Genomic DNA, 12589 nt, shown 5'->3' on the forward strand with positions numbered 1-12589 from the left:
GGCTTACCAGACCTGGGCTTACCAGACCCTTACCCGCTGTTCCGGCGCCAGGTACAGCGTCTGCCCCGGCTGCACGTTGAAGGCTTTGTACCACGCGTCCATATTGCGCACGGTGGCGGTGCGCCACTTGTCGGGCGCATGGCCGTCGGTCAGGATGGCGCGGCGCAAGGCCGGTTCGCGCTCCTTCTCGCGCCAGCTCATCGCGTAGCCGGTGAAGAATTGCTGCTCGGCGTCGGCCACGGGCGCCTTGCCCGCCATCGAGGCCAGGTAGGCGTCATGCGCCGCCGCCAGGCCGGCCAGGTCGGCCAGGTTTTCACTCAGCGTCTGCTGGCCGTTGATGGCCAGGTCGGGGAACGGTTTGTAGGCCGAGTACTGGGCCGCCAATGCCGCCGAGGCCGTCTTGAAGTGGGCGCCATCGGCCGCCGTCCACCAGTCGCGCAGCAAGCCCTTGGCATCGAATTGCGCGCCCTGGTCGTCGAAGCTGTGGCTGATCTCGTGGCCGATGGTGGCGCCAATGCCGCCGTAGTTCATGGCGTCGCTGGCGTTCGGGTCGAAGTATGGCGGTTGCAGGATGGCGGCCGGGAAGTTGATCGCGTTCTGCATCGGCATGTTGACCGCGTTCACCAACTGGGCCGGCATGCACCATTCGGCGCGGTCGACCGGCTGCTTGAGCTTGGCCAACTGGCGCTGCGTCTCCGCCAGTTCGGCGCGCTGCATATTGCCCAGCGCATCGCCGGGCGTCACTTGCAGGCTGTCGTAGCTGGCCCATTTTTCCGGATAGCCCACACCCACGTACAAGGTCTTGAGCTTGGCGTGCGCTTCCCGCTTGGTGGCGGGCGCCATCCAGTCCAGCTGGTCAATGCGGGCGTGGAAGGCGTCCACGATCTTGACCACCATCTGCTGCAGGCGTTGCTTGGATTCAGGCGGGAAATACCGCGCCACATAGACTTTACCCAGCGCATCGGGCATGGCCGCGTTGACGGCTGCCAGGCTGCGCTTCCAGCGGACGGACTGCTGCGGCGTGCCGTTCAGCGTGCGGCCGTAGAAATCGAAATGCTGCTCGGCCAGCGCCTTGGGCAAGGCGCTGTGCGCGTGGTTGATGCGGTGGAAGGCGAGGAAATCCTTCCACGTTTCCAACGGCATGCCCTGCACCAGCTTGGCCGTGCCGGTAATGGCGGTCGGATGCCAGACGATAAACTTCTGCTGGCCGCCCAGGCCCGCGCTCTGGAAATACGCCTTCCAGTCCAGACCCGGCGCCTTGCGCGCGAAGTCGGCCGCGCGCCACTGGTTGTTGGCTTTCAAGACGTCGGCCGAATCCTCGCGGTTGGCGTGCGACTGGGCGATCTTGCGCTCCAGGTCGAACACGCGGGCCGCGCGCGCGTCCGCATCGTCCATGCCGGCCAGGCGCAGGGTGGCGGCGATGTGGGCCAGGTATTTGCCGCGCAGCGCCGCCATCGACGGCGTGTCGTCCAGGTAGTAGGCGCGGTCGGGCATGCCCAGGCCGCCTTGCAGCAGGTATGGCGTGTAGTGGGTGGCGTCCGTCAAGCCCTGGGCCACCCACAGGCCGAACAGGTTCTCGGTGAAGAAGTTGGTGGCGTTGAGCGGATCGACGTCGGCCCGCAGCGTGGCGCCCAGCGCGCGGGTGAGCGCGGCCTTGTCCTTGATGGCGGCGATCTCCTTGAGCTGGGCTTGCAGCGGCGCCAGGCCGCGCGCTTCGATGCCGTCCTCATCCATGAAGGTGCGGTAGTAGGCCACGATCTTTTTCGCCTCGGCGCTGGCGGCCGGATCGGCGGCCAGGCCATCGATCAGCGTGACGATGCGCGCGTTGGTGTCCTCGACCAGCGCCGCACCCACGCCCCAGCTGCTGCGGTCGGCGGGAATCTCGACCGACTTGAGCCAGTCGCCGTTGACGTAATCGAAGAAGTCGTCGCCGGGCAGCGTGGCCACCGGGGCGGCGGCCGCGGCGGCGACCGGCGCAGTATCGTCCGGCGCGTCCGGCGCGGCGTGGGCGGGCGCCAGCGCGAAGGCGGCGCCGCACAGGGCCAGGCTGAGGGCGGTCTTGCGGGCGGCGAGGCGCAGCGGTCGGGAATGAGCTTGCATGGTTGTCCTTTTATGGTGGATCTGGATGTGGAGTCGGCGTGATGGGCCAGCGTCCACTGTAGCGCCAGCGCCATGCCAGCGCGCCCGGAATGCGACGAACTGCAGGATCGCCGGCATGGATGGTAAAAAAACACAGCCACACAGCATCAGCACAAAAGATACGCTAGAGCATCAAAATGTCTTTTTTGATCGGGGGAATCGCTATATAGTGCACTGGTAGCGCGAAACCAATGAGGAGAAGAAAATGAAGCTTGATGCCCTGTTCCAGAATCCGACTGCATTGCCCACCGCGCCCAAGGTCGTGGAAGAGCTGATCAGCAGTTTTGACAAAGCCAGCGTCTCGACCGAAGAGATCGCGAAAAAACTGTCCACGGATCCTGTGTTGAGCGCCAAGCTGCTGCGTCTGGCCAACTCGGCCTACTACCACGTGTCGCGCAGCATCGGCACGGTGGAGGACGCGGTGCTGATGCTGGGCTTTGTGACCGTGCGTACACTGGTCATCAGCTCCGGCCTGGTCAGCGGGTTCAAGACCGTGCCCGGCCTGGACCTCAAGCAATTCTGGCGTTACAGCCTGCACACGGCCGTGTCGGCCAAATGGATCGCCAAGCAGACCGGCGAAAACACCGACCTGGCCTTCACCATCGGCATGATGCACGCCATCGGCCAACTGGTGATCCACTCGGCCATGCCGGAACAGGCGCTGGCGCTGGACAAGGTGGCCGGCCCCATGGACGCGCGCCGCCTCGACGCGGAACAGGCCTCGCTGGGCTACACCTTCGCCGATGTGGGCGCGGAACTGGCGCGGCGCTGGAAATTCCCCAACACGTTCTCGGAAACCATCAGCGCCTTCCCCGACCCGCTCAACCACACGCCGCCCAACCGCCTGGCCGCCGTGGTGCACCTGGCCGCCTGGCGTGCCCGTGTCGACCAGAACAAGCTCAGCGATGACGAAATCGCCAGCTGCTATCCGACCGAGATGGCCGAGGCCCTGGGCCTGGACGACGGCGACCTGATCGACAAGATGCCGCCGCCCGACGAGCTGAGCGCCGGCCTGGAAGAACTGGTCAAGTAAGCAAAAAAGCAAGATCGCCAGCAGAATCACCCGCGGCCGCCGTCCATTTCTTGGGCAGGCGGCCGTTTTTCATGGTGCCCCGCCCCAGTTTTGAGAATATTTTCGATTTTTCGCAAAATATTTTCAAAAAACCCTAAAGTTATTTCCAGGGCTGACGTTACCCAAGACAAGCGGTAGTCTTTTTCCACTTTTCAGGGTACGCCATGACCTCCTCCGAAGTCCTCTCGATGTACGAAAATATTGCCGGACTGAGCAACCAGATGGTGGCCGCCGCCCGTACCAGCGACTGGGATAGCCTGAACCGCCTGGAAAGCCAGTGCGCCGTGGCCGCCCGCCCCGCCGCCAGCGACATGCCCGCCCTGAGCGGTGCACCGCGCCAGCGCAAGATCGACCTGCTCAAGCAAATCCTGGCCAACGACCGCGCCATCCGCGACGTGACGGAACCATGGATGAACCAGATGCCCGGCATGAGCGCCCCGCGCCAGTAAGCACGCCGACCGGCATTCTTGCCCAAATTGAAATAAAGCGCCTGCGGGCGCTTTTTTTATGCCGAAAACTGAAATCGGGGGTACGTCCCCAACTTCCGATTGCCGAATTGGGGACGTACCCCGATTTTGCAGGACGTAAAAAAAACCCGGCTGCGCGGTGGCGGCAAGCCGGGTTTTTCGGGAATTGGTGGAGAGCGAACACCAGGTATCTCCTGGCGTCGCCCCGCTTCCGGTTGCATCCGGAGTCCGCGCACACATTGCCGGGGCGCGGACCGCTTCCAAGCCAAGTCGTTTCATCAACGCTCATTCTGGGTGCGCGCCACACTATCGTTGGTGGCTGCGCCAGATCATGGCCTGTTTTTTTGTAGTATTTACACTACGGGATTAGTATAGCTCAGTTCTCCCAAGCATGTATACGGGGATCCGACTTTCGCTGTTAGGCTTGATCTAAAGCATCTTTTTCCGGCTGTGCGTCTTCCGGGACGGCTGCTTCCCCCTTCTTCCTGCGCCAGCCCTGCCAGATTTTCAGTGGTCCGCGTGCCTGGCCGCCCTGCTTGCGGCGGCGCAGCCAGTAATAGCCACCGCCCGCCAGCGCCAGCAGCACGGCGCCCCCGGCGGCGGCCAGGGTCGTCACGTCCGGCCCCGTTTCCACCGGTGCTTCCTTCTTGTACTTGAGCTTGGTCGACGCGGGACGGCTGGCGCCGGCCCTGGGCGGCACATGGGCGCGCAAGGGCTTGGTGTCGGACCCGAGCTGGCTGTCAGGCGCCGATTTGCCGTCGGGCGCCGATTTTCCATCCAGCGCGGTCTGCAATACTTTGACCTTGTTCTCCAGCGCCACCAGTTTTTCCGTCAGGGCGGTGCTGCGACGATCGAGCACTGCGCATTCCCTGGCGCTGACGCGGGCGGCCTGGGGCGCGCAGGCCGCCTCGGACCGCCCGTGCACCGCCGGCGGCACGGCGGGCGAACGGTGCCGGGCGTTGGACGATGCACTTGCGTCGCCGTGCGTGCCCGCCGCCGTGCCGCTCTCGGTCGCCTCGACCGCCTCGGCGGCACTGGCCGTGCGCGGCGGCCGGGCGGCAGCAGGAGCAGAACCAACAGCGGCAGCGGCGGACGGACGGGCGGCGCGCGGCCTGGCCGTCCGCAGCGCCGTTTCGGCCGCCGCCTCCAGTTCCGCGACCGTTGTGCCAGCCGGCGGCGTGGCGGCCACCACAGGCGCCGGCGGCGGCGCGGGATGCGGATCGGGCTGCAGCCACAGCGTGGCGGCGCGCACATCGGTGCGCCCCGGCACGCCCAGCTCCAGGAACAGGTGGACGTAATTGGCGTCGATCGCCTTGAGCGTGGTGATGTGCAGGAACTGGCGCTGGTCGCGCCGCACCACGGACAGGTGGACGGTGGCCAGCGCGGGATTCATGGTGATGCTGGCGCCCTGGTAGACATCCACCGGCGCCAGCCGCACCTGCAGGCCATGCAGCTCATCCGGCGTGAGCGACACCAGCTCGATATCGGCCGCCAGTTGCTGGCCGATGTAGGAGCGCACGCTCGCCTCGCCCAGTTCCGCCGCCTGGGCGTCCGGTGCCAGCGACGCCGCACAGGCGAGCGCGCACAAGGTGGATACGAGTCGGGATTTGCGCTGCATGTTCAAGTCGGTGATGGCCTATGCTGAAGTGTAATGACTATAACGGCTGAAATTCGCCGATTTGTAGCCCTGCATCAATTTTGCCATTCCGCGCTACACTTTTGTCATCCCATCCCAACGGAGCACAGACCATGAGCAGCCGAACCGAACGCGACAGCTTTGGCCCCATCGATGTGCCGGCCGAGCACTTGTGGGGCGCCCAGACCCAACGCTCGCTGGAGCATTTCCGCATTTCCAGCGAACGCATGCCGCCCGAACTGATCGCGGCGCTGGCCAGCGTCAAGCGCGCCGCCGCCCGCGTCAACGTGGCGCTGGGCCAGCTGGACCCGGCCATGGCCGACGCCATCGTGGCCGCCGCCGAGGAAGTACTGGCCGGCCGCCACGCCACGGAATTCCCGCTGGCCGTCTGGCAGACGGGCTCGGGCACCCAGACCAATATGAACATGAACGAAGTGCTGGCCAACCGCGGCTCGGAACTGATGGGCGGCACGCGGGGCGAACAGCGCCTGCTGCACCCGAACGACGACGTCAACCGTGGCCAGTCCTCGAACGATATCTTCCCCACCGCCATCCATGTGGCGGCGGCGCAAGCCCTGGTGCACGCCGTGCAGCCAGCCCTGCGCCAGTTGCGCGCCACGCTGCACGCCAAGGCGGGCGATTTCGACGGCATCGTCAAGATCGGCCGCACCCACTTGCAGGACGCCACCCCGCTCACGTTGGGCCAGGAGTTTTCCGGCTACGTGGCACAGCTCGACTTCGCGGAACAGGCCATCGCCGCCGCCCTGCCCGGCCTGCTGCAACTGGCGGCCGGCGGCACGGCCGTGGGCACCGGCTTGAACGCCCATCCCGAGTATGCCGTGCGCATCGCGGCCGAACTGGAACAGGCGCTGGGCCTGCCATTCCGCACGGCCGGCAACAAGTTCGCCGCGCTGGCCGGCCATGAGGCGCTGGTCTCGGCCCACGGCGCGCTCAAGACATTGGCCACGGCCTTGATGAAAATCGCCAACGACGTGCGCTGGATGGCGTCCGGCCCCCGTTCCGGCCTGGGCGAGCTCACCATTCCGGAAAACGAACCGGGCAGCTCCATCATGCCGGGCAAGGTCAATCCCACCCAATGCGAAGCGCTCACCATGCTGTGCTGCCAGGTGTTTGGCAACGACGTGGCGATCACGCTGGGCGGCGCGTCGGGCAATTTCGAACTGAATGTGTACAAGCCGTTAATCGCGCATAACTTCCTGCAAAGCGCACGATTGCTGGCCGACGGCATGGCCAGCTTCGAGCAGCACTGCGCGCGCGGCATCGCGCCGGACCGGGCCCGTATCGCGGAACTGATGGAACGCTCCCTGATGCTGGTGACGGCGCTGGCGCCCCACATCGGCTATGACCGCGCGGCCCAGATCGCCAAGCAAGCCCAGCACGAAGGAACCACGCTCAGGCAAGCGGCGCTGGCGCTGGGCTATGTGACGGCGCAGCAATTCGACCAGTGGATCGTGCCGCTGGACATGACGCACCCCGGCGCCACCGGATAATCACGCGCTAGAAACCGCGCACATAGCGCACGCCCAGCATCCAGTCGGGCTTGGCCGTGGCGTCATGACCGGGGTTGACGCGCAACATCATCGCGCCCGTCACCCGGCCCTGGCGGGCATCCGGCCCCACGCCCGTGCTGTAGGTCATTTCCAGGTCGCGTTCGGTGGCCGTTGGATGCAGGTTCAAGGGCTGGGTCACGTCGCCCAGCGCGCCCGTCAGCGGCGATTGCAGGGCCGGCCCGCCCAGCGCCATGGCGCCCGAGCGCACCTTGGCCGGCATCGAGAAGGTCAGGCCGAAGCGGTCATCCTTGCGCCACAATCGCTTGGCCGAATAGCCGAAGCTGTAGGCCACGGTGCGCACTTCCGACACTTGCGCCAGCAGGCTGTCGGTCGCGCCCAGCCCCGCCGTGCGGCCGGATGAGGCCATCGCAACCAGCGAACTGGAGGGCGAGAGCGCATAACCGACCGACAGCGAAGTGAAGGTGGTAGTGGGATTGGTGGTGAACGCCAGCGCCTGCACCAGCTGGCTGCCCAGCATGGAGCCGTTCTCGCGCAGCACACCGACGCTGACGATACCGACCGCCCGCCCCATCTTCTGCTCGAATTCGGCACTGCTGAGGAAACGCTTGCTGCGGTCGTTGATGGCCTGGCCGAACGGGTCCGTCAGCACGGTGCCCTGGCCCGACAATGCGCCGAAACGCAAGCGCCCGCCATCGCCGGCCACGATGCTGACGCCGGCATGGCTGGCGTCACGCACCATGCCGTAATACGGCGCGTTGAAGCGGTCGGCGGCGGCGATTTCCAGCGGCGTCAGGCCGGACGCTTCCAGCCCGAAAAAGCGTCCGCTCATGCCGCCCGCCCCTACCCCGACCACGGTGCCGCGCCCATCGCGCCGGGCGGCGGCCAGTGCGCTGCCATCGGCCAGGTAGCTCAGCGACAGGCCGCTACCCTGGCGCTCCAGCATGGCAGCCTGGCGGTCCATGGTGGCGAACCACTGCGCCGACGCTCCCCATAGGGGCGCGGGCGGCGCGGTGGCGCGACTGGTATCGGAGGGAGGAAGGCTGGACGATTCCGGTGGGGCGGCCCGTGCCGGCCCAGTGGCCAGCAACACGGCGGCGAACGAGACGGCAAACGCGAACGGTTTCATGATACTTCTCGCTGACGAGCACTGCGCGATGCAGTTAATTCAGCATAGCAATCAATTTTCCACGGGGCAATATAAAAACGACATCACGCTTGCGGTAAACTACGTCCCCGTCGATTTGACGCTACACTAGCCGGTGGCACAGCGCACCCGCTAGTCATCATGGTAACAGAGGATAAAAATGCAGAAGGTAAGTTTTGAATTGAACGGCGAATTTGTTGAGCTAAACCAGTTGTTAAAACTGGTGGGCCTGTGCGACAGCGGCGGTGCCGGCAAAATGATGGTGGCCAGCGGCGCCGTCAAGGTGGACGGCAAGCCGGAATCGCGCAAGACGGCCAAGATCCGCGCCGGCCAGCGTGTCAAAGTGGGCGATATTGAAATCAGCGTGCTCGCCGTTTGATGTCAACCTGGATTTTGCTCTTGCGTTCGAGCAATAACCTTCTAAGCTGAAAGCATGGCCGGACATCTTTGATCCGGCGCACGCCGCTGCCTGGCCCGCTTGTTATATTGGGCTGACCGCATCGCGGCCAGATCAACCGAGCACAAGGGGAACGCCATGGACGGCCCTGAGCACCACACACACACCCAGGAGAGGTTGATCGGCGACCTGCGGCAAGTGATCGAAAACGCCGAAGAACTACTGAAGAATACGGATCAGTACGACAGCGCCCTGTACCAGAGCGCCCGGGCCAGGCTGGCCCAGGCGCTGCACACGGCCACGGAAGAACTGGCCCGCTTCGAGGATGCCCAGTTGCTGCGCATGATAGCGGCCAGCAACGCGGCCAGTGCGGCCCAGGGCGACAACACTGGCGAGGCGCGGGTGCTGCGCGCTTTCAACCCACGCTGACCCGCGGCCCCCGTCTTTTTATATCAATCACTTACTTGCCGGCGCGCTTTTCTTCAATCACTTCATCGACTGAGAAGCGGCCTGGTCCGAACGCGGCCAGTACCAGCAGCAGCAAGCCCCAGTACAGATGGTCGTTGAGGGCGGCCGGGCAGTCGTAGCTGAACAGAACCGGGTAGGAAATAACGGCCATCACGTTGACGGCCAGCAAACCCAGCGCCGCCTGGCGCGTGAACAGGCCGGCGAACAGCAGCACCGGGAACAACAGTTCCCCCCCAGCCCCCATCCAGGCCGCCAGCTCCGGTGGCAGCACCGGCACCTTGTATTCGTCGTGGAACAAGGCCAGCGTGGTGGCCCAGTCACCCACCTTGATCATGCCGGCCTTGAAGAACTGGCTGCCCACGTAGAAGCGCAACGCCAGGTTCAGCAAGGAACCGCCCCACTCCGTCAGGTTGGCGTCGAAACGGGAGAATTGCTGGTGCAGCCCAAGTATCGTTTTCATCATGTTGTTCTCGTTCATTGATAAAGAGAGGGACAACCTCGCCAGTGGCGAGGCGGGTACTGCTGTTGCGCTTACTGCAAGTGTTACATTGAATGGACGTAAAAATCAACCTCCCGTATCGACGATCACATGCTGTTCCAGCCATAGGCCCAATTGGCCACCGATATCGAATGCCTCGTCCAGCCCGAACGCGGCATCGAGTGCCGCGCCGAACGTGGCGCCAGCCGCCAGTTGGGCCAGCGCGGCGTGCGCGGCCGGGCTGAGCGGCAACAGCCGGGTCTGCCACTGGGGCCGCAGCACGATGCCGTAACTGGCCTGTTCCATTTCATCCGGAAAATCCTGTCCCGCGCCGGGCTGATGCGCCAGCCACAACGGCACTACGGCCCACGGTGAGGCGTGCAGGCTGCAGGCCGGATGCAGCGTCATGGTGGACGTTTCCAGCCGCTCCGGCGACAGCGCCGCCAGTTGCGCGGCGGTGACAGCCTCGGCGGCCGGGGCGTAGTGGGCGCGGTGCATGGCCCACTCCAGCCGCGCCAGGTCCGGCAGATACGGCAACTGCGCCGCATGGGGGAAGCCAGCCAGGAAGGTGGCGAAGCGGGCGCCAAAGCGGTTCAGGTCGGCACTGCCGGACGGTTCGGCAAGACCATAGGCCCGGCTCAAGCCGCCGAAGAATTCCTCGCCGACCAGCATGCGGATCACCGGATAGGCGTTGGCCAGGGTCTTGTCCCAGGTCGCCGTCAGGTTGCCCCGGTACAGGCCGAAACGGCGGCCATCCTGCCCGGCCCGAAAACGGGCTTGCACGGTGGCCTCCTGGGCCGGGTCGAACAGCGCAGCGGCGAACTCGCCCTGGATCAGCGTGGACACGGAGGCCGCGGTGGACATGGCATCGCCCTCAGGCCCGGCCGCCGCCGTGGCGGCCACCGTCGGCCGGGCCGGCGGCGCGAACGCGGCCGAGCTGGCGGGCGCATCCGGCGCCAGCCGGTCGGCCAGCGCGCGGGCCTTGTCCGCCTCGCCCAGCAACACTTCCAGCGCAGGAAGATCGGTATCCCACTCGATCAGCGTGGCCACGCGGCCGAAGCGGCGCAGCGCCGCCTCATACAGCTGCCAGACCGGCTCGGCCACCGTGTCGCCATGGTGGTCGATCACGGCCAGCGGCGTGACCAAATGCCCGGCCAGGTGGATTTCGCCCACGGTACCGGGCGCGATGGCGGCCATGGCCTGCAACGCGTCCTCGCCGTGATTGCACTGATTGACGTATAGATTGTTGATATCGAGCAGCAGACCGCAGCCCGTGCGCGCCGCCAGCGCGGCCAGGAATTCCATCTCGCTCATGGCGTCGGCCTGGAAACGCACATAGGTCGACACGTTTTCCAGCAGGATCTGGCGTTGCAGCTTGTCCTGCACCCGCTGCACCCGCTGGCACAGCAAGTCCAGCGCGGCCTGGTCCAGCGTCACCGGCAACAGGTCGTTGAGCTGGCGGTCGGCCACGGCGCCCCAGCACAAGTGCTCGGACACCAGCGCCGGTTCCGTGCGCCGCACCAGGCTGGCCACGCGCTCCAGGTGATCGGTGGAAAAGCCGCGCGCCGAGCCCAGGCCCAGCCCCACGCCATGCAGGCTGAGCGGGTAATCGCGCCGCAATTGCGTCAGCACATGCCAGTCCCAGCCGGCCTGGTCGAGATAATTCTCCGTGTGCACTTCCAGCCAGCCGACGGCCGGCCGCTGTTCGAGAAACTGGCGGTAGTGCGGCGCCCGCAAGCCCACGCCCACGTCCAGCGCGACCGTGGCGGCGGGATGGTAACGGGGGGTGGACATGGGCGCTCCGCGACGGTCAGTGTGGATTACTTGGCAGGCGCGGCGGTCTTGCCGCCCATTTTTTCGCATGTGCCCTTGGCCACGTATTTCCACTCGGCGGCGCCGTTATCGACCTTGGACTGGCCGGCGCAGGAGTGGGCGCCATTGGCGGCGGCGCAATCGTTCTGGCCAGCCTTGGCGATGCCGAAGCACTTCTCTTTGTCGCCGGCGGCTGGCATAGCGGCGGCGCTGGCCGTGCTGGCGGCGGCGCACACGGTGGCGAGGGCGGCGGCGATCAGGGCTTGACGTTTGTTCATGGTAAATCTCCTTGTAGGAAAAAATATGGGGTAACAATCAATTGAGTGCGACGGCTATCGTCTGCATCTGGACGGTAGTCGCTCCACCGGGCGCGAACCTTACACGCTTTTTTTATTTTTTACTCAATTGGCGGGGAAAGAATAGCGCAATCCGATACGGAAGACGAAATAAAATCGTCAGCCAGGGTAACGCGGCGCTAGCAAGCAGTGTGGCGGCGGGAAAAACGGGGAGGAAATAGCGAAGGGGCCGCGCGCGGCCCCGCGACGCGCCCGCGGGCGCGCGATGACATGAGCGGCGACAACCGCTCAGGCGGTGGTGTTGATCGTGTTACCCAGGTGCGAAGGCAGATTCGGCGTGGAGGGCACGGGTGGAATCGCTTCGATCAGCGCAGCGGCGCTGGAGGCCTGGATGTCCTGGGCCTTTTTCAACACGGCAACGCCGACCGCCTGCTTGGTGCCGGTGTCCGCGATCGTAGTTGATGCTTGAGCAATACCTGTGACGTCCATGTGACTCTCCAATAAGGCGTATCACTCTCTTTTACGGACGCCGCCCACGGAACTTTAGCCCCACCGCACAAATATTTAGCTGCCCGGGGGCAGTCAGCAGCCCGTGTAGCGGCGCAGCCAGGCCAGTACGGTGGCCGGCTGATTCAGGTCCAGCCAGGCGAGGCCGGGGCGCAGGCCGTCCGGCGCCGGCACGTCGGCCGCCACCGCGATCACGTGGCCATCGTCCGGATACAGCGGGGCATTGCCGGACGAAGGCCGGTACACTTCCAGCTTGGCGATCGGGTAGGACTTGAACCCTTCCAGCAAAGTCAGGTCGGCCGGCGACAGCCGGGCCAGCTGATCTTCCAGCGCCGGCTCCGGCGCGCCGCGCAGTTCGCGCACGATGGCGTAGCGGTACGGCGAGGCCACCATCACTTCGGCCGCGCCGGCGCGGCGCAGGCGGGCGCTGTCCTTGTGGGGCGGTTCCAGCTCCAGGTCATGGTGGCTATGCTTGATGACGTTGACTTTCAGCCCGGCCTCGGCCAGTTGCGCCACCAGCCACTCCAGCAAGGTAGTCTTGCCACTGCCGGAACGCCCCACCACCCCCAGCACCTTGGGTGCCCGCGCCAGCCCCACCGAATCGCCCTGCATAGTCATCCGCCCCGCATTGTTGTCGTGCC

General features: G+C 65.5%; 14 protein-coding genes. 5 read left to right on the forward strand and 9 right to left on the reverse strand.

Annotated elements, in window-relative coordinates; genetic code table 11:
- Positions 1–18 precede the first annotated feature (18 nt).
- Positions 19–2100 carry a M13 family metallopeptidase gene (locus H3H39_RS20520; RefSeq protein ID WP_182156002.1) on the reverse strand — a complete coding sequence of 694 codons (2082 nt, stop codon included), beginning with the start codon at positions 2098–2100 and terminating at the stop codon, positions 19–21.
- Between the two features lie 244 nt (positions 2101–2344).
- On the opposite strand from H3H39_RS20520, the gene H3H39_RS20525 reads away from it, so the two are divergent.
- Positions 2345–3172 carry an HDOD domain-containing protein gene (locus tag H3H39_RS20525; RefSeq protein WP_182156004.1) on the forward strand — a complete coding sequence of 276 codons (828 nt, stop codon included), beginning with the start codon at positions 2345–2347 and terminating at the stop codon, positions 3170–3172.
- A 26-nt stretch (positions 3173–3198) separates the two neighbouring features.
- Here H3H39_RS20525 and H3H39_RS20530 read toward each other — a convergent pair whose 3' ends face one another.
- Positions 3199–3360 carry a hypothetical protein gene (locus H3H39_RS20530; RefSeq protein ID WP_182156006.1) on the reverse strand — a complete coding sequence of 54 codons (162 nt, stop codon included), beginning with the start codon at positions 3358–3360 and terminating at the stop codon, positions 3199–3201.
- 15 nt (positions 3361–3375) lie between these two features.
- Between H3H39_RS20530 and H3H39_RS20535 the strand changes: the two genes are divergently transcribed.
- Entirely contained in the window at positions 3376–3660 is a 285-nt protein-coding gene (locus tag H3H39_RS20535) for a flagellar protein FliT (protein ID WP_182156008.1), read from the forward strand.
- Positions 3661–4096: 436 nt separating this feature from the next.
- Here the strand turns inward: H3H39_RS20535 and H3H39_RS20540 are convergent, their stop codons facing one another.
- The gene (locus H3H39_RS20540) at positions 4097–5296 is read right to left on the reverse strand and encodes a FimV/HubP-related protein (protein WP_182156010.1); all 1200 of its coding nucleotides are present in this window, start codon (positions 5294–5296) and stop codon (positions 4097–4099) included.
- Positions 5297–5427: 131 nt separating this feature from the next.
- Here H3H39_RS20540 and fumC point away from each other — a divergent pair, with 131 nt between their 5' ends.
- Positions 5428–6825 (forward strand): class II fumarate hydratase, encoded by a 1398-nt coding sequence (fumC, locus tag H3H39_RS20545; protein ID WP_182156012.1) that lies wholly within the window; start codon positions 5428–5430, stop codon positions 6823–6825.
- A gap of 7 nt (positions 6826–6832) precedes the next feature.
- Here fumC and H3H39_RS20550 read toward each other — a convergent pair whose 3' ends face one another.
- On the reverse strand, positions 6833–7972 hold the full coding sequence (locus tag H3H39_RS20550) for a hypothetical protein (protein WP_182156014.1): 1140 nt from the start codon (positions 7970–7972) through the stop codon (positions 6833–6835).
- A gap of 178 nt (positions 7973–8150) precedes the next feature.
- On the opposite strand from H3H39_RS20550, the gene H3H39_RS20555 reads away from it, so the two are divergent.
- Together H3H39_RS20555 and H3H39_RS20560 are read left to right on the forward strand one after the other, a co-directional pair.
- Positions 8151–8369 (forward strand): RNA-binding S4 domain-containing protein, encoded by a 219-nt coding sequence (locus tag H3H39_RS20555; protein WP_182156016.1) that lies wholly within the window; start codon positions 8151–8153, stop codon positions 8367–8369.
- A 156-nt stretch (positions 8370–8525) separates the two neighbouring features.
- A complete protein-coding gene (locus H3H39_RS20560; RefSeq protein ID WP_182156017.1) occupies positions 8526–8816 on the forward strand; it encodes a DUF883 domain-containing protein in 291 nt (96 codons plus the stop codon).
- Between the two features lie 31 nt (positions 8817–8847).
- Here the strand turns inward: H3H39_RS20560 and H3H39_RS20565 are convergent, their stop codons facing one another.
- The 5 genes from H3H39_RS20565 to mobB form a co-directional block, all read right to left on the reverse strand.
- Entirely contained in the window at positions 8848–9318 is a 471-nt protein-coding gene (locus tag H3H39_RS20565) for a DoxX family protein (protein WP_311196949.1), read from the reverse strand.
- Between the two features lie 102 nt (positions 9319–9420).
- Positions 9421–11127 carry an MNIO family bufferin maturase gene (bufB, locus tag H3H39_RS20570; protein WP_182156019.1) on the reverse strand — a complete coding sequence of 569 codons (1707 nt, stop codon included), beginning with the start codon at positions 11125–11127 and terminating at the stop codon, positions 9421–9423.
- A 26-nt stretch (positions 11128–11153) separates the two neighbouring features.
- Complete coding sequence (locus H3H39_RS20575; protein WP_182156021.1) at positions 11154–11423, reverse strand: BufA1 family periplasmic bufferin-type metallophore; 270 nt, start codon at positions 11421–11423, stop codon at positions 11154–11156.
- Positions 11424–11729: 306 nt separating this feature from the next.
- Positions 11730–11930: a YjfB family protein gene (locus H3H39_RS20580; RefSeq protein WP_182156023.1), complete on the reverse strand. Its 201-nt coding sequence runs from the start codon at positions 11928–11930 to the stop codon at positions 11730–11732.
- 93 nt (positions 11931–12023) lie between these two features.
- Positions 12024–12560 carry a molybdopterin-guanine dinucleotide biosynthesis protein B gene (mobB, locus tag H3H39_RS20585; protein WP_182156025.1) on the reverse strand — a complete coding sequence of 179 codons (537 nt, stop codon included), beginning with the start codon at positions 12558–12560 and terminating at the stop codon, positions 12024–12026.
- Positions 12561–12589 lie beyond the last annotated feature (29 nt).

It is taken from the genome of Rugamonas apoptosis, from assembly GCF_014042355.1.
In the GTDB taxonomy this organism is placed as follows: Bacteria; Pseudomonadota; Gammaproteobacteria; order Burkholderiales; family Burkholderiaceae_D; genus Rugamonas; species Rugamonas apoptosis.